Source organism: Roseobacter sp. CCS2 (genome assembly GCF_000169435.1).
Classification (GTDB): Bacteria; Pseudomonadota; Alphaproteobacteria; order Rhodobacterales; family Rhodobacteraceae; genus Yoonia.
Map to the genome: position 1 here is coordinate 107003 of NZ_AAYB01000005.1, position 25969 is coordinate 132971.

The following is a 25969-nucleotide window of genomic DNA, read 5'->3' on the forward strand; positions in this document are numbered from 1 at the left end:
AGCCCTATTTATGCTAGTTATCCATTCACGGGGTCGGGGGCGACTCGGTTAGTGGCAGGTAAACGAAATGCTCGCTCTTTTTGGATTGATGGGGGTCGCTATGGCGGCCGTGGCGATGGCGGACACGGATGAAGACGACGTGCCTGCAAATGACGACGCGCCAGAGGATGATGATCCCAGCGTCGATATAAAGCCGGTTGATGAGGTAATGGACCCCAGCGACGAAGACACCGTGATTTTTTCCGGTGATCTGGATGATATTGTGCTGACGGGTGGTGGCGATGATTATCTGGATGGTGAGGACGGCGATGACCATCTGGCAAGCGGCGCGGGCGATGACACGCTGCAAGGCGGGCGTGGTGACGATGTGCTGGATGCTGGCGATGGGAACGATGAACTGAACGGGCATGTGGGCGATGATGTGCTGGCCGGTGGCGCGGGTGATGATGCGCTGAACGGTGGCGGCGGCGATGATATTCTGATGGGCGGTGCTGGCGATGATGCGCTGCTGGGATCACTGGGCGATGACGCGCTTGTTGGTGGTAGCGGGGCGGACACACTGCACGGTGGGTCGGGCGACGACATCCTTTATGACCGGGATGACACGGACATGGATTATCTGAACGGCGGGGCCGGTGATGATACCCTGATGGGTGGTGCGGGTGATAATCTGCATGGTGGCACTGGGGCGGATACATTTGCGCTATTGGCCGACAACGACTTGATTGTTGAAGATTTCGACGCCGCAGAAGATGTGATCGAGATCACGTATGAAGGCACGCCACCGATACTCAGCACAGCGGAAACGGATGAAGGCATGGTCCTGATGGCGGATGATGCGGTGGTTGCCACTTTCCTTGATCTTTCTGATCTGGATACAGCGCAGATCACCTTGGTTGCAGCCTAACAAAACCCTTTCCTTTCGCACAGAATCCTTCTATTACACCGCATCTGCGCAGGGTTGGCCCTGCACGGACCCTCCACGGGCTTTTCTGGACGACATCCCGGATTGCGCCATTAACCCTTGATACAAAGGAGCCCCCGATGTCGATTACTGCCGAAGAAAAAACACGGATCATGAAGGAATTTGCGACCAAAGAAGGCGATACAGGTTCGCCCGAAGTACAGGTTGCTATCCTGTCCAGCCGCATCGCGACGCTGACAGAGCACTTCAAGACCCACAAGAAAGACAACCATGGTCGCCGTGGTTTGCTGAAAATGGTGGCCCTGCGTCGCAAGCTTTTGGACTATACAAAAACAAAAGACGAAGCGCGCTATCAGGACCTGATCAAGCGTCTGGGCCTGCGTCGCTAAGCGATACTGCCCAAAACAGATTACGGAAACGCCCGCCTTTTTGGTGGGCGTTTTTGTTTTTGGTGCGCCTTTGGCCTTGCATGGCTTCATGGTTGTACAAAGGCGGGACTTGCAAACATTTTGTCCACATCAAAGCGTCGATCGGGTCAGGTGTAAAAAAGGGGCGGTCGGTGCCGCCCCTTTTCAGGTTGAATTTCGGTAGGATGCTTATCGCACCCAAACCTCGACACGGCGGTTGCGCGAGCGGCCATAAGCGTCATCGTTGCAGCTAACAGGCGCTGCTTCGCTGAGGCCGACAGTTGACATACGTGTGCTGCGCAAGGGCCCCGCATTCGGATGGTTGCGAACCTGCTGCAGCACCTGCTGCGCGCGATCACGCGACAGCTGTGTGTTGTAGACGTATTGCCCGACAGAATCCGCAAAACCAACGAAGATAAGTTCACGGTTGGCGTTTTCAGGGCGGCTCATGAATTCAACCAAACGGTCCAGATCACGTTGCCCCTTGCTGTCCAGCACAAACACATCCGTTGGGAAACGGAACGTCAATGACAACCGGTTTGCCCCGGGCAGTTCAGTCGCAATCTGGTTTTGGACCGCGCGCCCGATTTCGCGTGGCTGGCCAATAAAAGCGGCGTCAGTCAGCCGCGCGAGCGCGCGATTATCTTCGACAATGCCAAGGCTGAAATACCCTGATTCAGCGACATATGGATCGGCGGCAGGTGAAATCATGAAATTCACAAGCTGACGGACCTCAGGCTTGGGGTTTTGGTTGTCGATGTACAGGCGGATACGCCGACCCAGCAGGTATTCTTCGGCCTTGCTTTTGAATGGTGTTGCTTCTGTCACAACGCCGCAATCAAGGATCAGGTCAATCGCTTTGGTGTCACCGATGTTATCACTGATCGAATAGCCGATGGCGCCGGGGTTTGTTTCGACAAATTCCCGCATATCGCGGCCACGATCCAATTCGGATGTACCTGGTGACAAGTCGCGTTCAGCACCGAAGGCCCAGTTTTCAAAATTCCTGCGCGCAGAGCCACCATCACGTGCGCCAGGCATGATCTGCATGTTTGGGCCGCCAACCTGTGACCAACTGGTTGTTTCATCGCTATAGATCGAAATCAGCTGCTGACGCGACAGGGCATTGATAGGATTGGTGTTGTGTATTGTCATCAAAACAGAGTCGACGCCGATGATGTATTCTTGTCGTGGATCAAACAGATTGCCGCGCCCTTGGGCGGCTAGCGCTGCAACCCGGCCGGCGTCAGGTGGTCCAGATGCCATGGCGATATCGGCAGTGCCTTCAATCAATCGGTCAAATCCATCCTCGGTGTCGTTTGATTCGATTTCCAGCACAAATGGATCACCACCGCCAATGGGCGTGAAAATGAATTGTGCTATGTCATCGGGAAATTCGATGGGTTCTGATACCGTCGCGTTCAGAATTTCTGCAAACGGCTCGACCACCAAAGGCATCAAATCTTCGCCGACGTTGTCCGATCCAACCATAACCAGATCAGCCTCAAGCCGAATTGGCGCGACCTTTTCGGTTTCGGTTGTGCTGCTGGCAAGCACAGCAAGCGGCGGACATCCTGCGCCGGTGCATGTCACGTCATCGACGTTCGCGTTCAGGATCACCCCTTCGCTTTCGACGCTGAAGACGCCATCTGCAAGGCCAACCAGTTGACCAGAAAAGCTTTCGGAACCGTCATTGGCGGTCAGCATGACTTCTCCGCCAAGTTCAAAGGCGGCAGCAGGGCAACCCGGCCCGCTGCATGTAACCCCGTCTGCTGCAACGCGCATATCACCAAGGTTGGGCACCCTGATGACGTACACGTCATTATCAAAGGAAACTAACTCACCTTCCAGGTTGATTTGACCATCCCCAGAACGCAGCAACACGTCGTCCGCGAGTGCGGAGGTTGCTAGCAATAGGGCTGCAATGGAAAGGAAGGTGACACGACGACCGCCAATTGGCGTGATATTTTTACTCATTGTTAAACTCGCTCTCGACTAGACTACTCACTTGTGTGGTGGGCCAGCACTTGCCGAAACGCGTCAGAAATGATGTCCCCCAACAACGACATGAGGAAATAAATCGGAAAAAAGACAATATTGTGGCAAATGTATTCGTTTGGAAAAATTAATAGCGAAAACAAAGGGCTGGAGAAAAACCTTGGATCGAAAATAGCATTTCTATTGCAACTTATAGGTGTTTCGCTAAGCGATAATTGTCGTATCGCCTTCTTCCGCAGGGTAGTCACGCTGGACATGGTACGCCAATTGCCGCCACCAGATAGACAGGGCGTATTTTTCGCCGTCTTTCACAGGTCGGCCACCATGTGTGGAATGTGGATGCTCCATCGCCGTGCCAAGGCGGGTATTTCCAAAGATCAGTACTCTGCCCAATTTGGGCGCAATCTTGATCTTGAGCGCGGGAAATTCCGTCTCGCCACCTTTGCCAACGTTATTGAGATAGCAGATCGTTGTAAAAAGCCTTTGACCGCCACGCGATATAAAATCCCGGCCGCCGACGGTGTTGTCAAAAGCATCGGTGTGGGGATCGAATTTTTGTTCCCCTTCGTATCGCAAAAGCTGTGATGGTTCCGAATTTTCGGGCGGAAGCCGCACCAAATCTGAAATTGTTGTCACAAGGGATGCAAGTTTTGGGTCAGACCACTGATCAATCGTGCCGGAATCGTTTGTTCGGCTTTCATCCAGCTTTCCGCCGCCGGCGCTATCGACAACGGTTGCGCGGACCAGCGCCTCTTGACCTAGTGAAATGACATGCTGCGCCAAATCTTCATCGAATACATCGTCAATCACTGCAACCAATGGGTTCAGACATAGGACGTTTTGAAACAAACCTGACACCTTTCAGTCATCAACATTAAATCTACGCGGCTGCTGTTATCAAAACAGCCATCGTAGATTCAAAGCAATAGAAATGGCAAAGCCGCTGTCTATGGAGGAGGTGGTGGTGGAGGCGTCGGTGCTGGAGCTGGCCCTGGTGTTGGCGGAGTGTCGTCATCGTCATCATCATCGTCGTCATCGTTTGATACAACGGCGATAGCCAATACACCTATAATCAAAGCTGGAATAATCCAATCAGAGCTGCCTGTCGGCGCCTCAACAACCTCTGGCTCAAGCGCAGGAGATTCGACAATGGCATCGGCCAGACCACCTGCCAAAGACTGCGTTGCAATCAATGAAATGGCGGCTGCGTGCGGTACATATTTCATGGCAAAGTCCCCAATATCCATGTGAAAGTTCCGAATTGTTTTTAGCATAAGCGAATTTTAACCATTATTTCAACGATAAATTGATGCCGCTGCGACACTGCTATCGGGGGTTGTGCCTTCGTTAGGGTCGCTACCGGTCAAAACCGCCCCTCTTTCCAAAACGCGAAAACTAGGCTAAGCCCCGGAAATCTTGAAGAAGCAGGCGCCCGCATCCCAGCGCCATAGCAAGATACCGGGATGAGGGGGAATACGCCCCCTACGCAAAAAGGCCCGAAATGGGCCAACTAGGAAAACATCATGTTTAATGAAGTGAAGAAATCAGTTCAGTGGGGCGAAGAAACGCTGACACTGGAAACGGGCAAGGTTGCCCGCCAAGCAGACGGTTCGGTCATCGCAACACTGGGTGAAACCAGCGTTATGGCGAACGTCACGTTTGCCCGTAAGCAAAAACCGGGGCAGGACTTTTTCCCGCTGACCGTCCACTACCAAGAAAAATATTACGCCGCCGGTAAAGTGCCAGGTGGCTTTTTCAAGCGCGAAGCGCGTCCCACTGAAAAAGAGACGCTGACATCCCGTTTGATCGACCGTCCGATCCGCCCATTGTTTGTCCCCGGCTTCAAGAACGAAGTGCTGGTGATGTGTACTGTGCTGTCGCATGACATGGTCAATGACCCCGATATGGTTGCAATGATCGCGGCCTCAGCGGCGCTGACCATTTCCGGCGCGCCGTTCCGTGGCCCGATTGCCGCCTGCCGCGTTGGTTTTGAAGATGGCGAATACATCCTGAACCCAGAAATCGACGACATGCACAACCTGCGTCTGAACCCAGAGCAGCGTCTGGACCTTGTTGTTGCCGGCACCAAAGACGCCGTGATGATGGTTGAATCCGAAGCTTACGAGCTGACAGAAGATGAGATGTTGGGTGCGGTCACATTCGCACACGAGCAGATCCAGCCGGTCATCGACCTGATAATTGATCTGGCCGAAGATTGCGCGAAAGAGCCGTTTGACTTCCAGCCAGAGGATTACTCTGACCTGTCCGCTGCTGTGAAAGCGGCTGGTGAAGACAAAATGCGCGCCGCCTATGCGATCACGGATAAGCAAGAGCGTACTGCGGCTGTGACTGCGGCCAAGGCCGAGATTGTTGAAGCTCTGAGCGAAGAGCAGCAGGAAGACGGCAACCTTGGTGCGGCTTTGAAGGGCCTCGAATCCAAAGTACTGCGCGGCGATGTCGTGAAAAATGGTAAGCGGATTGATGGCCGTGCGCTTGATACGATCCGTCCGATTGTATCCGAGACTGGCATCCTGCCACGGACACATGGGTCTGCCTTGTTCACACGTGGCGAAACCCAAGGTTTGGTTGTCACAACACTCGGCACCGGCGACGACGAACAGATGATCGACGCGCTGACCGGCATGTATAAATCCAACTTCATGCTGCACTATAACTTCCCACCCTATTCGGTTGGTGAAGTTGGTCGCGTATCCGGCCCGGGCCGTCGTGAGATTGGTCACGGTAAGCTGGCATGGCGCGCACTTCAGGCGGTTCTGCCTGCCGCGACCGATTTCCCGTACACGATCCGTCTGGTGTCAGAGATCACTGAATCGAACGGCTCGTCCTCTATGGCGTCTGTTTGCGGTGGTTCGCTGTCCATGATGGACGCGGGTGTGCCGCTGAAAGCACCGGTTGCCGGTGTGGCCATGGGTCTGGTGATGGAAGACGATGGCGAATACGCTATTCTGTCTGACATCCTGGGTGACGAAGATCACCTTGGCGACATGGACTTTAAGGTGGCTGGTACTGAGAACGGCATCACATCCTTGCAGATGGACATCAAGATCGCGGGTATCACGCCAGAGATCATGTCCAAAGCTTTGGCCCAGGCGAAAGCTGGCCGTCTGCACATCCTTGGTGAAATGGGCAAAGCCCTGACCGGCGCGCAGGAATTCTCTGTGCACGCACCAAAGATCGAAACCATGCAGATCCCAACCGACAAGATCCGTGAAGTGATCGGGTCCGGTGGTAAGGTCATCCGTGAGATCGTGGAAACATCCGGTGCCAAGGTTGATATCAACGACGAAGGTATCATCAAGCTGGCGTCCAACGATGCCGAGGCGATCAAGAAAGCCTACGACATGATCCATTCTATCGTGGCAGAGCCCGAAGAAGGTGTGATCTACAAAGGTAAGGTCGTGAAGCTTGTAGATTTCGGCGCCTTCGTGAACTTCTTTGGTAAGCGCGACGGTCTGGTTCATGTATCCCAGATCGAAAACAAGCGTCTGAACCATCCTTCTGACGTTCTGAAAGAAGGTCAGGAAGTTTGGGTCAAACTGCTGGGCTTTGATGATCGTGGTAAGGTCCGTTTGGCCATGAAGATGGTTGATCAGGAAACCGGCGAAGAGATCAAGAAAGAAGACGCGGCTGAGTAAGTCTGACTACTTGCGCTAAATCAGATCAGCGACACAAGTGCATCCGGCGGTCTTCACCGGGTGCATTTTTTGATGAAGTAGGAATAAACCTTCAGGTTTTGTACCTTGTCCAGGGCAACATCAGCCTAATTTGTTCGCCCAAGATCGTGACTCGTAGGGCGTAGAATAACGCGAACACCCGAATGCCATCCCACAGGTAAAGCTGCTCTTGATAGGCAAGCTTGCGCGCAACGCGTACCGAAGGGATCAGTCTATCAATCTGCGGTAGCACAAATCGTTTTCCATCCGCGCGCTTTTTGGCAATAACGCCCCCAGCGATCCGTCGCGATTTCCTCTGCATCGCGGCGAACGAACGACGAGCCGGGTGGTTGATGACGACTTGCGGCGCGTAGACCAATTTATGACCAGCAGCGACAACACGCATCGTCCATTCCTTGTCTCCGCCAGACATCATCGTTGCGTTAAATGTTCCAACAGCATCAAAAATGCTGCGACGCGTAATCACATTGGCTGTCGCTGCGTAACCTGCGGCGGCATAGTTTTCCTGACGCAAGAAAAAAATGCTGTCACAAAGCTCAACAGTGGTGGGTCTCGCGTCTTTCCAGAACAGCTTTATCCTGCCGGCAGCAACGCCGACATCATTGTTTTGTTCCATAAATTTGACGGCGCTTGAAAGCCAATCAGTTTCGGGAATACAGTCTGCGTCCGTGAATGCGAGCAAGGGTGCAGACGCGCTGTACAGTGCTGCATTTCGAGCCGCATATGACCCCGGCTCCGGTGCGTTGACGATCCGTGTATTTTCAGCAAGAACGAGACTGCTTGGTGGAATATCGTTAGGATCATTATTTGCAACGACCACATCGAATTTTTTTTGGTCGAGATCTTGCTGCGCAAGCGCATCAAGACAAAGCGCCAGCCGATCCCAATCGCGGTAGGTCGGGATAATAACCGAAATGTATTGTGCTGACCGTTCACTCACGCCGGGACCACGAAGCTTCCAATTGCCCACGTCAGATGCTCCCTAATGTTCAGATCTGGCGGTACATCAAAAACGGCCATCCTCCCGACTATCTGTGTTGGTTTGATAATGCGTTCTACCACATGATAACTGTCGCGGCTCTGATAGTCATCGATCAGGACGCGAACCGGTTTAACAGTGCGCATAACGACCGCGCAAAAGCATGCGACGCGGAAGCGACCATCTATCAGTACGACATCCGGGTTTACAAAAGATGGATGATCCCAGACGGAAAGTGCATAGCGGTGATAGCTCTCAAAACCGGACCCGTCCCGTGGCTTTCCCCACTTGCCAACCTTACCAATATCAACAGGAATGATTTCGTAACGACCTTGATATCCCAAGCTGCCGAGCGCGTCGTCCAATCCCTTTGCCCAGTCCGGATCGCTTTCGACCGCAGTGACATGTCGGCCTAGCTTCAGCGCCTCCAGCGTAGACCCGCCGGACCCATATTCGAGGATGTACGATCCAGAACCGTAAGTCTTGCGCAGCAATTCCGCTTCTTGCTGGGGCAGCGTGAGAACGATATCACTCGCTTTGACTGCGAGACCACCTCCGCGGTCTTTGCTGCCACCGTCGCGCATATGTTTAAAGTAGCTTCCAAGTGCTTTCATCAAAAATCTCCGAAACGAAATACCCAGTTTAATGCCTGCCTTAGTCTTTCAACTGCGTCGTGCGTAGATATGGCAGCACCTTTGTGAAATCGCCGAACTTTGCTTTCGCGTCATCGTCGCTAACAGTTGCGGGAATGATCACATCATCGCCCACGTTCCAGTTGGCTGGCATTGCAACGCCTTGACCGGCAGCAGTCTGCAAACCATCCAGCGCGCGCAGCACTTCGGCAAAGTTACGGCCAACGTTCATCGGATAGGTCATGGACAGCTTCAACTGTTTGTCGGGTCCAATGATAAATACGACACGTACCGTCGCACTGTCTGCGGGTGTGCGCCCATCGGGCAGATAGGCATCGGCAGGCAACATATCGAATGCTTTAGCGACTTTGAGGTCTTCATCTGCGATGATTGGGAAACCGGCCTTGGCATCGGCAAAGGTTTCAATATCGCCCTTCCATTTCTTGTGGTCCTCAACCCCATCCACACTGATACCAATCACTTTGGTGCCGCGTTTTTCCCATTCATCGGCCAATTGTGCGACAGCACCAAATTCGGTCGTGCAGACCGGCGTAAAATCCTTGGGGTGCGAAAACAGGATCGCCCAGCTGTCACCGATCCAGTCGTGCAGTGAAATCGTGCCCTGATCGGTTTCGACCGTCAGATCAGGAATTGTATCGTTGATGCGCAGACCCATTTTGGTGCTCCTTATCGTGTGAGTTCATCTTTCAATATAGGGATGATGACAGGTCAACACCACATCCGCTTGCGGAAGATCAATTGCGATGCCACACAATACCGAAACCATGGGAGAACCGCGATGATTGAGAGCCGCAATTTCTATATCAACGGAACATGGGTGCCGCCTGTTAAGGCGGATGATTATCATGTGATTGATCCTTCGACCGAAGACGCATGCGCGGTCATTTCCCTTGGTGATCAGGCAGACACTGATGCCGCCGTTGCTGCCGCAACAGCCGCGTTTCCCGCATGGGCCGCGACCGACCCTGAAACGCGTGCGGGCTATGTTCGTGGGATCCTTGAACAATATGAAGCCCGGGTCGATGAAATGGCCAAGGCGATCAGCATGGAAATGGGTGCACCGATTGATATGGCGCGCAGCAGTCAGGCGCCTTGTCTGCCATGGCATTTGAAAAATTCCTTGAAAGCCATGGAGCATATGGAATGGATCAGGCCACTTGGGGCCCATGCCCCCGATGATCGCATCGCGCTAGAGCCGATTGGCGTGGTTGGTCTGATCACGCCGTGGAACTGGCCGATGAACCAAGTGACGCTCAAGGTGATCCCGGCCTTGCTGGCCGGTTGCACAATGGTGCTGAAACCGTCTGAGGAGGCACCACTGTCGTCGCTATTATTCGCTGAGTTTGTGCATGATGCTGGCGTGCCCGCCGGTGTTTTCAACCTTGTGAACGGCGATGGTGCAGGTGTCGGCAGTCAGTTGTCCCGCCATGAAGATGTGGCGATGATCAGCTTCACCGGCTCGACCCGCGCAGGAAAGGCGATTTCTGCGGCGGCCGCTGAAACGCTTAAGCGGGTAACGTTGGAATTGGGCGGTAAGGGCGCCAATGTGATCTTTGCGGATGCCGATGAAAAGGCGGTCAAACGCGGTGTGCTGCATTGCATGAACAATTCGGGTCAGTCTTGTAATGCGCCAACCCGGATGCTTGTTGAACGTTCTATTTATGACGAAACGGTCGAGGCTGCGGCAGAGATTGCCAGCAAGGTCGGTGTTGGCCCGTCGTCTGAGCCTGGTCGTCATATTGGCCCTGTCGTGAACAAAACGCAGTGGACCAAGATTCAGGACATGATTGAGGTCGGCATGAATGAAGGTGCCCGTCTGGTCGCGGGTGGACCCGGTTTGCCGGAGGGGATGAACAAGGGGTTTTTTGTACGTCCAACTGTCTTTGCCGATGTCACGAATGATATGGCGATAGCGCAGCAAGAAATTTTTGGCCCTGTCCTATCGATTATTCCGTTTGAAGATGAAGCGGACGCTGTGAAGATCGCCAACGACACGCCCTATGGCCTGACTAATTATGTTCAAAGCCAAGACGGGGCCAAGCGTAACCGCATGGCCCGCGCGCTGCGTTCCGGCATGGTTGAGATGAATGGCAAAGGGCGCGGGGCCGGATCACCCTTTGGTGGTGTCAAAATGTCGGGCCGTGCCCGCGAAGGTGGCGTCTGGGGGATTGAGGAGTTCCTTGAGGTCAAAGCGATCTCTGGCTGGGGTGCCGAGTAGCGTCATGTGCATGGGCGCACGAAATAAGTGCGCTTGTTGCCCTTTAGTGCATCGCTGAAACCGCTATCTATCCCTGCAAAGGAATAGGAGAGCGATATGATCACGCAGATTAAAGGACTACACCACGTTACCTCGCTGGCCAGTGACGCCCGTGAAAACAATGCTTTCTTCACAAACGTGCTTGGCCTGCGCCGTGTGAAAAAGACCGTCAACTTCGACGCGCCAGATGTTTATCACCTCTATTACGGTGATGAGGCCGGTTCGCCCGGCACCGTCGTGACGTACTTTCCCTTCCCCAATGCGGGACGCGGCGGAAAAGGTGTGGGCGAGGTGGGGCGCACAGCGTTCAGCATTCCCACAGGGTCTGCACAGGCTTGGCTGGACCGGTTTGCGACGTTTGAGGTGAGTGGCGTCAGCCAAGATACCCGCTTTGGCGAAAAGCGTGTGTTGTTTGATGGCCCTGATGGGGACCAATTTGCCCTTGTTGAAAGCGACGATGACCGAACCCCTTGGACCGGGAATGGCGTGAGCGAGGCGATGGGCATCCGTGGCTTCCACTCTGCCGATATGCGGCTGAAGGATGCGGGCGTCAGTGGTGAGCTGTTGCAGTTCATGGGTTATGAAAAGCTGGACCGTCAAGACAACGTGACCCGCTTCATCGTGCCCGGCGGCAATGACGCGAATACGATTGATATCGAAGAGCTGCCAACGGCTGGCCATGCATCGCAAGGCGCGGGGTCTGTTCACCACATCGCGTTTGCGGTGGAAAACCGTGCGCGTCAGTTGGAGGTGCGCGAGGCGTTGCTAGATACCGGCTATCAGGTGACCCCGGTCATCGATCGCGACTATTTCTATGCGATCTATTTCCGCACACCCGGCGGCGTGCTGTTTGAGGTCGCGACGAACGAACCCGGCTTTAATCGTGATGAAGACACGGCACATCTGGGTGAGGCCCTGAAACTGCCCAGCCAGCACGAGCATTTGCGTGCCCGTCTGGAAGGCTTGTTACAGCCGCTAGGTGACTAACATGGCTTATGTTGCGAAACGCACGGAGGGAACAGCGGGTCAACCGCTGTTCCTGACCTTCCACGGAACCGGCGGCGATGAAACCCAGTTTCATGGCTTTGCCGAACAGCTAATGCCGGGTGCGCATGTGATGTCGCCGCGTGGGGATGTGTCAGAACACGGCGCGCTGCGGTATTTCCGGCGGACGGATGAAGGTGTCTATGACATGAAAGACTTGGCTTTGCGGACAGCGGCCATGGCTGGGTTCATAGAGACTGAGAAAGACTCTTGCGAACAGTCAAAGACAATTGGCCTTGGCTATTCGAATGGTGCGAACATTCTGGCGGCGGTCGCGCTGCAGCGGCCCGATCTGATTGATGACCTGATCCTGATGCACCCGCTGATCCCATGGTCGCCTGATGCACAACCCGGATTGGCAGGGCGGCGCATCCTGATCACCGCAGGAGAGCGTGATCCAATTTGTCCAGCGCCGCTGACGCAATCACTAGCTGACTATCTGTCAGCACAAGGGGCAGATGTATCGGTGCATTGGCATCCGGGTGGGCACGAGATTGCACAGTCAGAGATTGATGCCATTGCGGCATTTGTCAAAGCCTAGAAAGGACATTTTGCTGTAATCCGGATGCCTTGCCCGCCGTCAGGATGCCGGAACTGCAAAGTCTCAGAATGCAGCATAAGGCGCGGGTGGTCCCGCGCCTTGCCTTCCGCATAAAACGGGTCGCCCAAAATCGGATGGCCAAGTGCCAGCATATGCACGCGCAACTGATGTGACCGCCCGGTGCGAGGCATCAGGCGCACCCGCGTTTCGCCATCCTTGGCGCGGACCACACGCCAATCTGTTACGGCTTGCTTGCCGTTTTCATGATCCACCATTTGGCGGGGGCGGTTTGGCCAGTCTACGATCAGTGGCAGATCGACTGTCCCGGTCTTTTCGGTCATTTCGCCCCAGACGCGCGCAACATAGGTTTTCTTGGTCTGTCGTTTTTCGAACTGTAACCCAAGGTGGCGCTGGGCATGGGGGGTCAGGGCAAAGATCATCACGCCGGATGTGTCCCGGTCCAACCGATGCACCAACAGCGCCATCGGAAAGGCCGCTTGCACGCGTGCCAACAGGCAATCGGCCAGATGTTCGCCTTTACCCGGCACAGACAGCAGACCGCTGGGCTTATCGACCAAAAGCACCTGATGATCGTCATGCAGGATGACAAGCGGGTCTTGCGGCGGGTTGTAGTCGCTCACCCGTAAACGCGCTCACCAAAAATGGCAGATCCGACGCGGATATGTGTGGCCCCCAAGGCAATGGCGCTTTCAAAGTCGCTGCTCATGCCCATCGATAGGTCGGTCAGGTCATTGCGCGCTGCGATTTTGGCCAGCAATGCGAAATGCAGTGATGGTTCTTCGTCAACGGGGGGAATACACATCAACCCTTTTAGCGGTAGATCAAGCGCGCGGACCTCAGCAATAAAGGCATCGGCCTCAGCCGGTAGAACACCGGCCTTTTGCTGTTCTTCACCGGTATTCACCTGAATAAACAAATCCGGGCAAGAGCCAAGGTCTTGTGCATGACGTGCGATTGTATTGGCCAGTTTGGGGCGATCAACCGTATGGATGGCATCAGCCAGCTGCATGGCTTGCTTGGTCTTGTTAGTTTGCAGGGGGCCAATCAGGTGAAGCTTGATACCGGTATAGTGTTCACGAAATTCAGGCCATTTGCCTGCTGCCTCTTGCACTTTGTTTTCGCCAAAGATGCGGTGGCCTTCGTCCAGCACTGCTTTAACACGTGCGTCTGGCTGTACTTTGGACACCGCGATGAGAGACAGTTCATGCATTGACCGACCGGCTTTTTCGGCAGCCTTGGACATGCGGGCGGTGATTTCGGATAGGGACATAAGCGCCTCCTTTTCACCGTTTATGTGCAACATGGATGCGCAAAAGAAAAGAGCGGACGAAAACGCCCGCTCTTTCAGCTTAATTCACGTAGGTGAATTAGAACTTAACTTTGATACCCATATCAGCAACGGTGTTGCTGTCGTCGTCGAGGATTGGGCTGTCCACCTGGCCGATACCACCGGCAAGCGTCACACCGCCACCGAGGTCGTACTCAATACCGACACCGAAGTCGACTTCGTCTTCGTCAAGGTCGGTCGCACCGATTGTCCCGACGATGGTCAAAGCACCCACTGGATATGCTACAGATGCACCGTAGCCGGAGATCGAATCTGCGTCGATGGCAGGATTGGCGTCGAAGTCATCGCTTGATGCATTGTGGAAGAACAGGTCGATATCAGCACCGCCAGCAGTCAAAGAACCACCGATGGCAAATGTCTCAACATCGGAGTTACCCAAAGGACCCACTTCATCGTTTGTGAAGCTGACGCCAACTGAGAATGTTCCGGCATCGTAGCCTGCTGCAACACCATAGTCTTCGGATGCTTCGTCACCGTTTTCGCTCATGTCGGCAGAGGCAGCAACGGTAATTGCACCGAACTCGCCTTTGACAAGAATGTTCTGGCTATTGTTGTCGAAGAATGTTTCTGCAGTATCGTCAATGCCGATACCGTCAAAACCAACATCGCTCAGAGTGCCAACAACATTGTCGTCAGCAGCACCAGGTTCACCGATAGTCACTGTAATGCCACCAGCAGATACGTAGAATTCTTCGTCAGTGATCAAGGCGCCATCTTTAGAGTCAAGGTTACCATCTTCGATTGAAGAACCCGTGTCGATATCAAGATCGAAAGACGCACCAACTTCCAGACCACCATCTGTAGTGGTCTTGCCGGCAACGCCAAAATCAAGCTCAACAAACTGTGTTGTTTCTTCATCAGCATCTTCAACATATTTCAGACCGGCAACAGCTTCACCGGAGATTGTGATTGAAGCGCCGTGGCCTTCCGCAGCGGCGAAGCCTGCTGTGAAGACGAGTGCAGTCGTAGCAAGAAGCACTTTTTTCATGGTTTAATTCCCTCGTAGGTAGTTACATTTTACTCAACTGGGATCCACCCAAATTGATTGCGGATGTTGTCTGCCCCTTATTATCCGATTGCAAGTTACACAGACGGGTAGACTGCACAGCACTAAATTATGATGCAACTTTGCCACATCAGTATCAGGCGCTGTATTCGTATCCCAAGGGGAAAATTGTCTTGTGGCAGAAAAGCCGTGTTGTTAAGCACAACAGACCCCGCAGACTGTATGAACAGCAAAACCACACGATTGTTTTTGTTTTTATATACGTAGTGGGTCTGTCGGCTTGCAGCGACACGGTGCCGTCAGTAACTCAGGTCGCGATAGGATGAATGGATGGCTATGCTCCTTACGAAACGTGCTTTTTTATCTGTTGCATTGATTGGAGCTTTGGTCGCTTGCGGCAGCGGCACACCGCCAACCCCCCGCGGGGCGGAAAGCGTGGCTGTGAACCGCTATCTGTGGGCGGCATCCCTTGATGTGCTAAGCTTCCTGCCAGTGCAAACAGCGGATCCTTTTACAGGTGTGATTACCACGGGCTTTGGGACGCCCCCGGGCAGTGGCCGTGCTTATCGTGCCACCGTGCAGGTGAAAGACCCTGCGATGGATGCCCGCTCGCTCAACGTTAGTTTGCTGACCCGTAACGGCCCGGTCGCCGTTGAAACCGAACGTGCCGTGACCGACGCAATCCTAGCACGTGCCCGCCAGTTACGGATTGCCGACGGCGCACTATAGCCATCGGCACCAAGCCCGATTATGAATAGCGCCGGGCCCACTGCCCGGCGTTTTGCTTTTTTCGAAAGACCGATAAGATGACGACTTACTCTCCCGCCGAAATCGAGGCGAAATGGCAAGATGCATGGGCTGATGCCCAGACCTTTAAGGCGGAACGCAGCGCTGATAAGCCCAAGTATTACGTGCTTGAGATGTTTCCCTATCCGTCCGGCCGCATCCATATGGGCCATGTGCGCAACTACACCATGGGCGACGTGATTGCGCGCTATAAGCTGGCGACCGGTCACAATATCCTGCACCCAATGGGTTGGGATGCGTTCGGGATGCCAGCCGAAAATGCGGCGATGGCATCGGGGGGTCACCCCAAGGATTGGACCTATAGCAACATCGCCGACATGAAGGCGCAGATGAAGCCGCTGGGCCTGTCGATTGACTGGTCACGCGAATTCGCGACTTGTGATCCCAAATACTATGGCCAGCAACAGGCCCTGTTCATTGATTTCCTGTCCAAGGGCCTGATTTACCGTAAGAAAGCGGTCGTGAACTGGGACCCGGTCGATATGACCGTGCTGGCCAATGAGCAGGTGATTGACGGCAAGGGCTGGCGATCCGGGGCCGAGGTTGAACGGCGCGAACTGGTGCAATGGTTCTTCAAAATCAGCGATTATTCCGAAGAATTGCTGAGTGCAATTGACGGGCTGGACAATTGGCCCGCCAAGGTGAAACTGATGCAGGCGAACTGGATCGGTAAGTCGCGCGGATTGCAGTTTGCTTTTCAGCGTACCAACGGTGGCGAGATTGAGGTTTATACAACCCGACCCGACACGCTGTTGGGGGCGTCCTTTGTGGGTATTTCCCCGGATCATCCGCTGGCCAAGAAATTGGAAGCGAAAGACGACACTGTTGCGGCCTTCTGCGCTGAATGCCGCAAGGGTGGGACAACCGCCGAAGCGATTGAGAAGGCTGATAAGCTGGGTCATGACACTGGTCTGACAGTAAAACACCCGTTGAAGGGGCAGCCTGATCTGCCGGTTTACATCACGAACTTTATCCTGATGGACTATGGCACTGGGGCGATCTTTGGCTGCCCTGCGCATGACCAGCGCGATCTGGATTTTGCGCGCAAATATGACCTGCCTGTGATTAGCACATATGCCCCCGTCAATGACGAAGGCATTAAGATGCCAGAGGATGGCGGTGACGCTTACGTCCCGCCCAAGTCTGAAAAAGTGATCTACATCCGCGGCTTTGCAGGTGAAACCGAGCAAACGGGCGACGAAGGCATCGCCACCGCGATTGCGTTCTGCGAGGCCAATGGTATTGGCAATGGCGTTACCAAATTTCGCCTGCGCGACTGGGGCCTGAGTCGTCAGCGTTATTGGGGCTGTCCGATCCCCGTTGTGCATTGTGACGACTGCGGTGTGGTGCCTGAAAAGAAAGAAAACCTGCCGGTTGAGCTGCCTTATGACGTGAGCTTCGACACCCCCGGCAACCCACTGGACCGTCATCCGACGTGGCGTGACTGCGCCTGCCCATCTTGCGGTAAGCCAGCGCAGCGTGAGACCGACACGATGGATACGTTTGTGGATTCGTCATGGTATTTTGCTCGCTTCACGTCGCCTGACGCCGACACACCGACAAATCTGGAAGATGCCTCTTATTGGATGAACGTCGACCAGTATATTGGCGGGATCGAACATGCGATTCTGCACCTGCTCTACAGCCGCTTCTTTGCCCGCGCGATGCAAATGACAGGCCACCTGCCGCAAGGTACCGAAGAGCCGTTTAATGCACTGTTCACGCAAGGCATGGTAACACATGAGATTTATCAAACGACTGATGAAAAGGGCCGTCCGGTTTACCACCTGCCAGAGGATGTCACTGATGGAAAGCTGGCGGATGGGACCGAGGTGCAGATCGTGCCTTCGGCCAAAATGTCAAAATCCAAAAAGAATGTCGTTGATCCCGATGATATCCTCGCCAAATACGGTGCCGACACCGCCCGTTGGTTCGTCCTGTCTGACAGCCCGCCCGAACGGGACGTGGAGTGGACAGCCTCTGGCGCTGAGGCGACGTTCAAGCACCTGAACCGTGTGCATCGCGTGGCGACCGATATTGCCGCCATGGATGAAGACACAAGCACGGATGATGAAGACCTGCTGCGCGCGATGCATAAGGCGATCCATGACGTGACCATGGGGGTCGAGACGTTTGGTTTTAATGCCGCGATTGCAAAGCTTTATGCTTTTACCAATGTGCTGGCGAAATCCAAAGCAGGTGGATCGGCCAAGCGGCAGGCGGCTAAGGTTCTGGCGCAGTTGATGTCCCCCATGACCCCGCACTTGTCCGAAGAAATCTGGTCTATGCTGGGCGGTGAGGGCCTGATCGCGAATGCGCCGTGGCCAGTTGCGGATGAGGCGATGCTGGTGGAAGACACAGTGACCATGCCGATCCAGATCAACGGCAAACGGCGCGCCGAAATTCAGGTGGCCGCCGATGCATCGAAAGATGCGGTTGAAAAGATGGCGATGGATTTGGAGGTCGTGCAAACCGCCCTTGGCGGTGCGGCACCCAAAAAGCTGATCGTCGTCCCCGGACGGATTGTGAACATTGTCATCTAAGCTGATCCCCCGCCGTACGATGCTCATCGGTTTGATGGGGCTGGCCGGTTGCGGCTTTGCGCCAATATACGGTGATGGTAGCGCGCTGAAAGGGCAGGTCTTATTCGAAACTGACGAAAGCGTTGCCGGTTTTCGTTTGCGTCAGCGGTTGGAAGACCGGCTTGGCCGCAGTACAGCACCGCGATACGCGCTGAAAACGACTGTGCGCGCGTCCCAACGGGCGGCGGCGATTGCGTCAGATGGTGATACGTCGCGTTTCAACGTTATTGGCACGGCGACGTGGTCATTGGTGTCACTTGATAGCGGGCAGGTCATAGACGGCGGGGAGGTTGATGCGTTTACCAGTTATTCCGCCACCGGGTCGACCATCGCAACCCAAGCAACACGGGACGATGCGAATGCCCGGCTTTCCATTATTCTGGCTGACCTGATTGTCAGTCGTGTCCTTGTCCTTGGCCTCGAGCTGCCGCAATGAAGCTGACAGGTGCGGCCGCCAACACCTATTTCCGTCAGCCAGACCTGTCGCATACGGCGCTTTTGATCTTTGGTGCTGATCCGATGCGCGTGGCCGACAAGCGCCAACAGGTCATCAACGCGATGGTGGGCCCGCAAGGCGAAGAAGAGATGCGCCTGACGCGTATCAACGCCGCCGATCTGCGCAAAGACCCTGCCTTGTTGGATGACGCGATTAAGGCGCAGGGGTTCTTTCCCGGGCACCGCGTCGCTTTTGTCGAAGATGCGACAGATGGATTATCTAAGGTGATTGCAGCAGCCCTGTCAGATTGGCAGGCCGGCGACGCGCAAGTGGTGATTACCGCGGGGCAGTTGACGGCCAAATCCGCGCTGCGCAAGGTGGTTGAGGGGCATAGCAATGCCGTGTCGATTGGTCTGTACGACGCTCCCCCGACGATTGCAGACGTCGAGCAGGCGCTGAAAGATGCTGGTGTGATCCAACCGGAACGCGATGTGATGGACACCCTGATGTCACTGGCCAATAGCCTTGAGCCAGGGGATTTCCGGCAAATGATTGAGAAAGTCAGCCTTTATAAGCGCGGTGACGATAGCCCGCTAAGTATTGCTGATCTGACCGCAAATGCACCGCAATCCGCCGAGGTTGATGTGGATGACGTGCTTGAAATTGTGACCACAGGGCAGGCGGACCGTCTGGGACCGTTGCTTCGCAATCTGTATGCGCAGGGTGTCACGCCCGTTACGTTAAGCATTGGTGCGATGCGCCATTTCCGCAGATTACATGTGGTGGCAAGTGACCCGGGCGGCCCAGCCGCAGGGGCAGGCAGGCTAAGACCGCCTGTCTTTGGTCCGCGCCGTGATAAAATGGTAGGGCAGGCCAGCCATTGGGGCCGCGACCGATTGGAAAAGGCGCTGACGGCGCTGACCGATGTAGATTTGCAATTGCGCTCTGCAAATACGGCGCCGCCTAATGCGCTGATGGAGCGTGTTTTAATCAGGCTGGCGATGCTGGCGCGGCGTTGACACGAAAAAGGCAGGCCGAAGCCTGCCTTTTCCATCAAAGTCGTAGACCTTGATTTAGTCTTCGTTGACGGCCGCAGCGATCAGAAGTGCTGCAAGCACACCCAGAACAACGTAAGTTGGGCTTACAGAAGAAGCTGCAGGTGCAGGTGCTGGCTCAGCCATCACAACTGGTGCTTCCATAACTTCGTCGGACATACCACCAGCGGTGGCGGCTACGCCGGAAACTGCAATAGCTGCGGCAGCGGCGAGTGTTGTTGTAAAGCGCATATTAATACTCCATTCATGCACGGGGCGGTGAGGTCAAAGCGTGACCTACCCACATTTCTACATTGAATCAGGGATCGGCGCTGAATCCTAGATGTGAAAATTGATGGAACAGTCCGCGTAATTGCGCGGTATGATGCCGAGGATAGATGTATATCGCGAAGCAAGCGCAACGTGAGAAATATTATTTAACTATAACAGTAGCTTACGTATCTTCTGTCTAAGCAATCGTTTGCCCTACCCAAGATCCTTTTCCGATATATGCCGCGAAAGCAGCCTAGAATAGGTGCAATTTGGCAACAGTTCCCGCCGCAAAAATAGGCAAAGCCCGGACTTTAGTGACATGCGGGCAGGGATTCTCTGACGTCCGAGTGCAGCCGACGCCTGATTTCGCACTGGCGGTGATGTTGGCTTACGTTGCAAATGCAGCGGCCTGCATGCCCGCCAAGGCCCCGGTCGCGAGGCACCCGGTGATCAGGTAACCACCTGTTGGTGCTTCCCAATCCAGCATTTCGCCTGCACAGAACACGCCCGGTTTATGTGTGATCATCAGGTTATCCGTTAATGCATCAAACCGCACGCCACCCGCGGTCGAGATTGCTTCGTCTATCGGCCGTGGCCCTTGATGGGTGACAGGTAGTGCCTTGATCAATGATGTCAGGTCATCGGGAAACGGGCGACCGAATTCGGAGAGCAATGCGGTTTGCGCGGGCGTGAATTTCAACACTTTGCGCAGATGGTTCGAAAGGGTGGATTTGCCACGCGGTTTGCGCAGTGCGGCAGATACTTTCTCTAGTGGCCAATCTGGTTTCAAATCAATGGTCAGCTTTGCACCCAGACGCATTGCGCGCGAAACCATATAAACCCCGCCGCCTTCAATCCCACGTTCTGAGATAATGAACTCACCGCGCGAGGTCTGCCCCCCAGCCATAAGAGCGACCGATTTCACCGGTGCGCCAAGGTGGGGTTTTATATGGTCGGACCAATTAACGATAAAGCCCATGTTGGCGGGTTCAAATTGCGCGACGTCATTTGGCAGATGCGCGGCCCATTGCCCGTCCGCCCCCAGACGCGCCCAGCTTGCGCCGCCTGTGGCAAGGATGGTCACTTTTGGCGTCATGTTTTGCAGACCCGATGGCGTTTCAAACACTAAGGCATCGCCTTGCCAACCGTGCCAGCGCCAACGGGTTTCAATGCGCACGCCAAAGCCGCTTAACCGCGCAAGCCATGCCCGCAACAGCGGTGATGCCTTCATAACGGATGGAAACACCCGTCCCGTTGATCCGATGAACACATGTTGTCCCAATCCTTCCGCCCAGGCAATCACCTGATCTGGCCCAAATTGGTCCAGCGCGGTCTTAAGCGCGACAGGCATGTCGCCACCATAGTTGGCTAAAAACGCAGCCTGTGGTTCAGCCTTGGTGATGTTCAGCCCGGATTTGCCGGCCATCAGGAACTTGCGCCCAACCGATGGCATGGCATCAGCGACAGTGACTGAAAGCCCGGCCTTGCCCAGCATTTCTGCTGCCATCAGGCCAGCTGGGCCTGCACCGATAACAACGGCATCTGTCACGTGGGGATCGGACCTTTAAGTTCTACAACACGGTGTGGATAGGGGATTTCGATGTCATTTTCCTTTAATGCATTCCAGACAAGGAAAAGGACGTCGGATGCGTATTTATTTTTGCCGTCGTCGATCCCTTCGACCCAGAATTCCACCCCGAAATCAACACCGCTGTCACCGAAGCCGCGCAATTCACAATCTGGACCTTCAGGCAATTGCAAGACACCGGGGTGTTTTGAAACAGCCGCTTCGATGATCGCGGGCACCTTGTTGATGTCGGTGTCGTAGCTAACAGAAAACGGAACTTCCAAACGGTTGGCCGACCCGGAATCAGAGTAGTTGACCACTCGTGTGGTGATAAAATCCTCATTCGGTACCACGATCCACCGACCATCAAAGGTCTCAAGGATCGTCGCACGGGCCATCATCTTGATGATTGTACCCGCCTCGCCGCCGTCCAGTTCGACATAGTCACCGACGGTTGCTTGCCCTTCGACCATCAGGATCACACCGGAAATAAAGTTCGATGCAATCTTTTGCAGACCAAACCCAAGGCCCACACCGATGGCTCCGCCGATGATCGCCAGTGAGCTGAGGCTGATCCCCATGATATTCATCAAGACCAGGAAGGCGATGGCGAAGATCGCAAACTCGGATGACTTGATCGCCAGTTGCCGGATGGCCGGACGCATCGGTTGTCGGTCAATATAGGATGACGATTGCGAATTGGACCATTGGCCCAACCAGAACAAGAAGCTGCCAGCAATAATGCCGCGGACGATGGCCAGCGCAGAGAAGCTGATGTTGCCCAAATTGACCTGAGCGCCATCAAGTGCTGCGATCACTTCGTCGAGGAAACCAACCGCATAAAGCGCGGCGACAGGAACCAGTACGTATTTGGCCAACGTCCGTAGAAATGGATCGGTGATGATATGTTTGGCAAGCGCGCGTGCGGCAAGCAACAAAAAGACCCGTTTGCCGAATGCGATGACAGCACCAGAACCAAAGAGCGATCGGGTCACCACCTCACCTATCGCGGTGAAACCATAGGCCAGCAGCGGCAGCAAGAGGGGTAGGAAGATCAGAATGAACCGGCGTGCCTTGGCCAGAATGGATTGGTTGGTCGCCTCTGGTGTCAGTAGTAACGCAATCCGATGTGCCACGATCCGATTGACCAACCGCGCCAGCAGGTACGCCCCGATCAACAGCGCGAACTGCGACCAGGCGGCAGGCGACAAAAGCCAGTCTTGCGCCAAGATCAGCGCCTGATCGAATGCGTCACGTGCTTGGTCGGTCAGTGTTGCTGGTTCCATAAGGGCTGTCCCATCCCGTTTCATTTGTTCTGACGCCTGCCAGTTCAAGACACAAGACTAAGCCGTCATGCCCTTGATGCCTGCAATATGGTCGGGTGCCGCAAGCAGCACGTCCGCACCCAGCGCAAGGGCTGTTTCATGCAGCGCATCCTCCGCAACAATCTGGTCCACCAAGCCCCAGTCCTGCGCTTGTTCAGCCGTGATTTTTTGCCCCGCCATCAGGATCAGTTTCGCACGTGCTGCCCCGATCAACCCAACAAGGCGCGGGGGATCAGAGGGCTGGGGTAGAAAGCCAAGCTTCATCACGGGGTAAAAGAACTTTGCTTTGGCCACGGCGATCCGCAGATCACAGGCCAACACCATGCCAAAGGCACCGCCTGCCACAGTGCCGTTCAAAGCGGCAATGCTGAACCCTGGCAGGTTGGCAATCGCGGTGGAAAGACGTTCCCACACCGGATCAGTGGCAAGGCCTGCGCGTGCGGCATCAAGATCCGCACCTGCGCTAAAGACGCCGCCAGTCCCCGTCAGGATAAAGAGCTTGGCCGCCTGCGCGCACTCGGCAATATCTGCAAGCTCTGTCAGCATTTCGCGCGTCAATGCGCCAGCCTTGTCGGGGCGGTCAATCGTGACGGTCCAAATATCACCGTCCTTGTCGCAACGGATCATATAAGGCCGACCTTTTTGCGAATGTCGTCTTCACGCAGGTGCACGTCATCGCCCAGATAGTTGTCCGCGTCCGGCGTGCACATCCACAAAAGCGCCTGTGCCGGCCATTCCGGTGGAATATGGACAGACCAATCAAGCTGACTGACGGGGTTAATACCCGACGCCTTGATTTCGCGCTGCATCTGGGTGGCGACAGTGCCGGGGGACAGGCCCATGATGCGCAGACCCTTATCGCGGGATTCCTTGTCTGCAGCCCGTGTCAGCATATAGACCGCCGCCTTTGAGCTACAGTAGGCTGTCCACCCTTCCACCGGGCCATGTGCGGCGCCGGATGAGATGTTGATGATCGTGCCGTGCCCCTGCGCGATCATCCCCGGCATCACGGCATGCAGCCCGTGCATCACGCCTTTGACATTAATGTCGATCGTGCGCGACCATGCCTCTGGATCGGTGTCTTGCAGGTGGCCAATGGGGTCGACGATGCCTGCGTTGTTAATCAGGATATCCAATCCGCCAAAAGTTTGTGCAGTCGCTTCAACTGCCGATGCAACCTCTGCGTAACGCGAGACGTCACAGGGGATCGCCAGCGCCTTTTCGCCGATTTTTCCTGCAATCTCGGCGATATCGTCAGTGCTGCGCGCGACAAGAGCCACATTTGCGCCTGCCTTGGCAAACGCATGGGCCGCAGCTTCGCCAATTCCGCGGCTGGCCCCGGTGATAAGTACGGTTTTCCCGACTAAATTGATATTTTTCATGGCAGTCCCTTTCGGATTACGCTGGGTATGGCTACTTACTGGCTTAAAGCAACGCGCTTTGTTGGCATATTAGGAAGCCATGGCGCGTTCTGAAAGAGTGATAACGAAAGGACTTTATATGACCTATTCAACTGGAATGCGCAGCGCTGTTTGCCTCGCCGCGTTAATTGCTGGCAGTGCTGCAAACGCCGACGTGACGGCCGCGCAAGTCTGGGAGGACTGGAAGGCGCAGTTGGCCCTTTATGGCGAGGACAGCCTGACCATTGGTGCGGAAGAAACATCCAGCGGTGTGCTGACAGTTCGTGACCTTGCAGTGCGTGCATCCGATGATGATGTCACAGCTGAGGTCACGATTGATACGATCACGTTCAATGAACAATCCGACGGTACTGTGCGTGTGACGATGGACGACAGCTATCCTGTTGTTGTGACAGGCGACGATGGCGTGGTCGTCACCGTTATAGTCAGCCAGCAGAACATGGAAATGATCGTTGGCGGTGATCCGGATGCGATGGATTATGACATCACGGCAGACCAGTATTTGATTGCACTGCAAGATGTGGTCGACGGCGATGTCACCTTTACGGGTGACGCAGAGATTGCGATGAACGACGTTGATCTGACGTATAACGTTGCGGTCGATGATATGCGGAACATCTCTTATAATGGTACGGTTGCGTCGGTCGATCTGCTTGTCGATTTTCAAATCCCGGGCGGGAATGGCGAATACGTCACCGGTGGGGGCAAGATGGACAGCCTGACGATGCAGGCTGAAATGTCGATGCCACTGGACGCCGATTTCAATGATGCTGATACATTCGTAGACGGTGGTTTTGCGATGGCTGGTGGCTATACCATTGAAAGCGGTGATTATGTCTTTGATGTCAACGCAGAAGGCGATCAGGCGTCTGGTGCTCTTAGCATGGGGTCATCAATGCTGTCAGCCGAGATGAGCAGCAGCAAACTTGGCTACACCTCTAAAACAGATGATCTTGTGCTGAATGTTGTATCCAGCGACTTTCCTTTGCCAATTGAACTGAGCCTCGCGCAATACGGCGTCAACTTTTTGATGCCAACAGGAAGCGCTGGCGAATCGTCTGATTTCGCCATTGGTTTTGATCTGGTTGATCTGAACATCAGCGATGCAATCTGGAACCTTTTTGATGGTGGCAATGTCCTGCCCCGCGATCCGGCGACGATCCAGCTTGCGATGAGCGGAACAGCCAAGTCATTGTTTGATATGTTCGATCCAGAACAGCAGGCTGTGATGGATAGCGGCGAACTGCCGTACGAGCTGGAGTCTGTCACGCTTGATACGTTGAACGTTGATGCGGCTGGCGCCAAGCTGACCGGCGAAGGTGCGTTTACGTTCGATAACACCGACATGCAAAGTTTTGCACCGATGCCGCGGCCGGAAGGTGAAGCATCGCTTGAGATCACTGGTTTCAACGGCTTGCTTGATAACCTCGTGGCGATGGGTCTGGTGCCAGAGCAAGACGTGATGGGTGCGCGCATGATGGTCGGCATGTTTGCCCGGTCCACCGGTGACGATCAGATGGAAACCTCTTTAGAGGTTTTGCCAAACGGTCAGGTTAATGTGAATGGCAACCGCGTGCGCTAAGCGGTTCAATTCAATAACGGGGCGCGGGTGGAAACACCCGCGCCTTTTTTTGTGCATGGCCTTGGCCT

At 54.7% G+C, this 25969-nt stretch carries 25 protein-coding genes; 11 read left to right on the top strand and 14 right to left on the bottom strand.

Features of this window, described 5'->3' with window-relative positions; translation table 11 throughout:
- Nucleotides 1-67: 67 nt before the first annotated feature.
- Nucleotides 68-907, top strand: a complete 840-nt coding sequence (locus tag RCCS2_RS14810) for a calcium-binding protein (protein WP_037294275.1) — start codon at nt 68-70, stop codon at nt 905-907.
- 137 nt (nt 908-1044) lie between these two features.
- Nucleotides 1045-1314, top strand: a complete 270-nt coding sequence (gene rpsO, locus RCCS2_RS14815) for a 30S ribosomal protein S15 (RefSeq protein WP_008235647.1) — start codon at nt 1045-1047, stop codon at nt 1312-1314.
- A gap of 207 nt (nt 1315-1521) precedes the next feature.
- Here the strand turns inward: rpsO and RCCS2_RS14820 are convergent, their stop codons facing one another.
- The 3 genes from RCCS2_RS14820 to RCCS2_RS14830 all read right to left on the bottom strand — a co-directional run bounded on the left by RCCS2_RS14820 (nt 1522) and on the right by RCCS2_RS14830 (nt 4556).
- Nucleotides 1522-3309, bottom strand: a complete 1788-nt coding sequence (locus RCCS2_RS14820; protein ID WP_037294276.1) for a phosphate ABC transporter substrate-binding/OmpA family protein — start codon at nt 3307-3309, stop codon at nt 1522-1524.
- Nucleotides 3310-3534: 225 nt separating this feature from the next.
- Complete coding sequence (locus tag RCCS2_RS14825; RefSeq protein WP_037294277.1) at nt 3535-4179, bottom strand: 2OG-Fe(II) oxygenase; 645 nt, start codon at nt 4177-4179, stop codon at nt 3535-3537.
- A 98-nt stretch (nt 4180-4277) separates the two neighbouring features.
- Nucleotides 4278-4556: a hypothetical protein gene (locus RCCS2_RS14830; RefSeq protein ID WP_156788572.1), complete on the bottom strand. Its 279-nt coding sequence runs from the start codon at nt 4554-4556 to the stop codon at nt 4278-4280.
- A 297-nt stretch (nt 4557-4853) separates the two neighbouring features.
- On the opposite strand from RCCS2_RS14830, the gene pnp reads away from it, so the two are divergent.
- Nucleotides 4854-6986, top strand: a complete 2133-nt coding sequence (gene pnp, locus RCCS2_RS14835; RefSeq protein ID WP_008235658.1) for a polyribonucleotide nucleotidyltransferase — start codon at nt 4854-4856, stop codon at nt 6984-6986.
- A 91-nt stretch (nt 6987-7077) separates the two neighbouring features.
- Here the strand turns inward: pnp and RCCS2_RS14840 are convergent, their stop codons facing one another.
- From RCCS2_RS14840 to RCCS2_RS14850, 3 genes are read right to left on the bottom strand one after another with little or no spacing between them, the layout of a single operon-like run.
- Nucleotides 7078-7995, bottom strand: coding sequence for a glycosyltransferase (locus RCCS2_RS14840; RefSeq protein WP_008235660.1), 918 nt, complete (start codon nt 7993-7995; stop codon nt 7078-7080).
- Entirely contained in the window at nt 7962-8618 is a 657-nt protein-coding gene (locus RCCS2_RS14845; RefSeq protein ID WP_232204284.1) for a hypothetical protein, read from the bottom strand. Before RCCS2_RS14845 ends, RCCS2_RS14840 begins: the two co-directional genes overlap by 34 nt.
- A 40-nt stretch (nt 8619-8658) precedes the next feature.
- A complete protein-coding gene (locus RCCS2_RS14850) occupies nt 8659-9312 on the bottom strand; it encodes a peroxiredoxin (RefSeq protein WP_008235663.1) in 654 nt (217 codons plus the stop codon).
- A gap of 123 nt (nt 9313-9435) precedes the next feature.
- On the opposite strand from RCCS2_RS14850, the gene RCCS2_RS14855 reads away from it, so the two are divergent.
- From RCCS2_RS14855 to RCCS2_RS14865, 3 genes are all read left to right on the top strand, one after another.
- Nucleotides 9436-10875: an aldehyde dehydrogenase family protein gene (locus RCCS2_RS14855; protein WP_037294279.1), complete on the top strand. Its 1440-nt coding sequence runs from the start codon at nt 9436-9438 to the stop codon at nt 10873-10875.
- Between the two features lie 96 nt (nt 10876-10971).
- Nucleotides 10972-11901 carry a VOC family protein gene (locus RCCS2_RS14860; RefSeq protein ID WP_008235668.1) on the top strand — a complete coding sequence of 310 codons (930 nt, stop codon included), beginning with the start codon at nt 10972-10974 and terminating at the stop codon, nt 11899-11901.
- 1 nt (nt 11902) lies between these two features.
- Nucleotides 11903-12499 carry an alpha/beta hydrolase gene (locus tag RCCS2_RS14865; protein ID WP_008235669.1) on the top strand — a complete coding sequence of 199 codons (597 nt, stop codon included), beginning with the start codon at nt 11903-11905 and terminating at the stop codon, nt 12497-12499.
- Here RCCS2_RS14865 and RCCS2_RS14870 read toward each other — a convergent pair.
- From RCCS2_RS14870 to RCCS2_RS14880, 3 genes are all read right to left on the bottom strand, one after another.
- Nucleotides 12496-13140 carry an RluA family pseudouridine synthase gene (locus RCCS2_RS14870; RefSeq protein ID WP_008235672.1) on the bottom strand — a complete coding sequence of 215 codons (645 nt, stop codon included), beginning with the start codon at nt 13138-13140 and terminating at the stop codon, nt 12496-12498. The two genes, RCCS2_RS14865 and RCCS2_RS14870, sit on opposite strands and share 4 nt — an antisense overlap.
- Nucleotides 13137-13790, bottom strand: a complete 654-nt coding sequence (locus RCCS2_RS14875) for a YggS family pyridoxal phosphate-dependent enzyme (RefSeq protein WP_037294280.1) — start codon at nt 13788-13790, stop codon at nt 13137-13139. The genes RCCS2_RS14870 and RCCS2_RS14875 overlap by 4 nt, the downstream gene beginning before the upstream one ends.
- 97 nt (nt 13791-13887) lie before the next feature.
- Nucleotides 13888-14856, bottom strand: a complete 969-nt coding sequence (locus RCCS2_RS14880; RefSeq protein WP_008235675.1) for a porin — start codon at nt 14854-14856, stop codon at nt 13888-13890.
- Nucleotides 14857-15204: 348 nt separating this feature from the next.
- Between RCCS2_RS14880 and RCCS2_RS14885 the strand changes: the two genes are divergently transcribed.
- From RCCS2_RS14885 to holA, 4 genes are all read left to right on the top strand, one after another.
- Nucleotides 15205-15603 (top strand): DUF3576 domain-containing protein, encoded by a 399-nt coding sequence (locus RCCS2_RS14885; protein ID WP_008235676.1) that lies wholly within the window; start codon nt 15205-15207, stop codon nt 15601-15603.
- 77 nt (nt 15604-15680) lie between these two features.
- Entirely contained in the window at nt 15681-18224 is a 2544-nt protein-coding gene (gene leuS, locus RCCS2_RS14890) for a leucine--tRNA ligase (RefSeq protein WP_008235677.1), read from the top strand.
- The gene (gene lptE / locus RCCS2_RS14895; RefSeq protein ID WP_232204285.1) at nt 18214-18699 is read left to right on the top strand and encodes an LPS assembly lipoprotein LptE; all 486 of its coding nucleotides are present in this window, start codon (nt 18214-18216) and stop codon (nt 18697-18699) included. Before leuS ends, lptE begins: the two co-directional genes overlap by 11 nt.
- Nucleotides 18696-19718: a DNA polymerase III subunit delta gene (gene holA, locus RCCS2_RS14900; RefSeq protein ID WP_008235679.1), complete on the top strand. Its 1023-nt coding sequence runs from the start codon at nt 18696-18698 to the stop codon at nt 19716-19718. Before lptE ends, holA begins: the two co-directional genes overlap by 4 nt.
- 54 nt (nt 19719-19772) lie before the next feature.
- Here holA and RCCS2_RS14905 read toward each other — a convergent pair whose 3' ends face one another.
- From RCCS2_RS14905 to RCCS2_RS14925, 5 genes are all read right to left on the bottom strand, one after another.
- Nucleotides 19773-19985, bottom strand: a complete 213-nt coding sequence (locus tag RCCS2_RS14905) for a hypothetical protein (protein WP_008235680.1) — start codon at nt 19983-19985, stop codon at nt 19773-19775.
- A gap of 409 nt (nt 19986-20394) precedes the next feature.
- On the bottom strand, nt 20395-21555 hold the full coding sequence (locus RCCS2_RS14910) for a TIGR03862 family flavoprotein (protein WP_008235681.1): 1161 nt from the start codon (nt 21553-21555) through the stop codon (nt 20395-20397).
- A complete protein-coding gene (locus RCCS2_RS14915; RefSeq protein WP_050770834.1) occupies nt 21552-22859 on the bottom strand; it encodes a mechanosensitive ion channel family protein in 1308 nt (435 codons plus the stop codon). Before RCCS2_RS14915 ends, RCCS2_RS14910 begins: the two co-directional genes overlap by 4 nt.
- Before the next feature lie 57 nt (nt 22860-22916).
- Complete coding sequence (locus RCCS2_RS14920) at nt 22917-23525, bottom strand: enoyl-CoA hydratase/isomerase family protein (RefSeq protein ID WP_008235701.1); 609 nt, start codon at nt 23523-23525, stop codon at nt 22917-22919.
- On the bottom strand, nt 23522-24280 hold the full coding sequence (locus tag RCCS2_RS14925; protein WP_008235702.1) for an SDR family oxidoreductase: 759 nt from the start codon (nt 24278-24280) through the stop codon (nt 23522-23524). Before RCCS2_RS14925 ends, RCCS2_RS14920 begins: the two co-directional genes overlap by 4 nt.
- Before the next feature lie 118 nt (nt 24281-24398).
- On the opposite strand from RCCS2_RS14925, the gene RCCS2_RS14930 reads away from it, so the two are divergent.
- Nucleotides 24399-25901, top strand: a complete 1503-nt coding sequence (locus tag RCCS2_RS14930; RefSeq protein WP_232204286.1) for a DUF2125 domain-containing protein — start codon at nt 24399-24401, stop codon at nt 25899-25901.
- The last annotated feature ends 68 nt before the right edge of the window (nt 25902-25969 follow it).

Excerpts from the sequence above, each read along its gene's own strand:
- RCCS2_RS14820 (WP_037294276.1), bottom strand. The coding sequence starts at position 3,309 with ATGAGTAAAAATATCACGCCAATTGGCGGTCGTCGTGTCACCTTCCTT.
- RCCS2_RS14920 (WP_008235701.1), bottom strand. The coding sequence starts at position 23,525 with ATGATCCGTTGCGACAAGGACGGTGATATTTGGACCGTCACGATTGAC.
- RCCS2_RS14930 (WP_232204286.1), top strand. The coding sequence starts at position 24,399 with ATGACCTATTCAACTGGAATGCGCAGCGCTGTTTGCCTCGCCGCGTTA.
- RCCS2_RS14865 (WP_008235669.1), top strand. The coding sequence starts at position 11,903 with ATGGCTTATGTTGCGAAACGCACGGAGGGAACAGCGGGTCAACCGCTG.
- RCCS2_RS14905 (WP_008235680.1), bottom strand. The coding sequence starts at position 19,985 with ATGCGCTTTACAACAACACTCGCCGCTGCCGCAGCTATTGCAGTTTCC.
- RCCS2_RS14830 (WP_156788572.1), bottom strand. The coding sequence starts at position 4,556 with ATGAAATATGTACCGCACGCAGCCGCCATTTCATTGATTGCAACGCAG.
- RCCS2_RS14880 (WP_008235675.1), bottom strand. The coding sequence starts at position 14,856 with ATGAAAAAAGTGCTTCTTGCTACGACTGCACTCGTCTTCACAGCAGGC.
- RCCS2_RS14845 (WP_232204284.1), bottom strand. The coding sequence starts at position 8,618 with ATGAAAGCACTTGGAAGCTACTTTAAACATATGCGCGACGGTGGCAGC.
- pnp (WP_008235658.1), top strand. The coding sequence starts at position 4,854 with ATGTTTAATGAAGTGAAGAAATCAGTTCAGTGGGGCGAAGAAACGCTG.
- RCCS2_RS14885 (WP_008235676.1), top strand. The coding sequence starts at position 15,205 with ATGGCTATGCTCCTTACGAAACGTGCTTTTTTATCTGTTGCATTGATT.
- RCCS2_RS14850 (WP_008235663.1), bottom strand. The coding sequence starts at position 9,312 with ATGGGTCTGCGCATCAACGATACAATTCCTGATCTGACGGTCGAAACC.
- RCCS2_RS14875 (WP_037294280.1), bottom strand. The coding sequence starts at position 13,790 with ATGTCCCTATCCGAAATCACCGCCCGCATGTCCAAGGCTGCCGAAAAA.
- RCCS2_RS14810 (WP_037294275.1), top strand. The coding sequence starts at position 68 with ATGCTCGCTCTTTTTGGATTGATGGGGGTCGCTATGGCGGCCGTGGCG.
- RCCS2_RS14860 (WP_008235668.1), top strand. The coding sequence starts at position 10,972 with ATGATCACGCAGATTAAAGGACTACACCACGTTACCTCGCTGGCCAGT.
- leuS (WP_008235677.1), top strand. The coding sequence starts at position 15,681 with ATGACGACTTACTCTCCCGCCGAAATCGAGGCGAAATGGCAAGATGCA.
- RCCS2_RS14855 (WP_037294279.1), top strand. The coding sequence starts at position 9,436 with ATGATTGAGAGCCGCAATTTCTATATCAACGGAACATGGGTGCCGCCT.
- RCCS2_RS14925 (WP_008235702.1), bottom strand. The coding sequence starts at position 24,280 with ATGAAAAATATCAATTTAGTCGGGAAAACCGTACTTATCACCGGGGCC.
- rpsO (WP_008235647.1), top strand. The coding sequence starts at position 1,045 with ATGTCGATTACTGCCGAAGAAAAAACACGGATCATGAAGGAATTTGCG.
- holA (WP_008235679.1), top strand. The coding sequence starts at position 18,696 with ATGAAGCTGACAGGTGCGGCCGCCAACACCTATTTCCGTCAGCCAGAC.
- RCCS2_RS14915 (WP_050770834.1), bottom strand. The coding sequence starts at position 22,859 with ATGGAACCAGCAACACTGACCGACCAAGCACGTGACGCATTCGATCAG.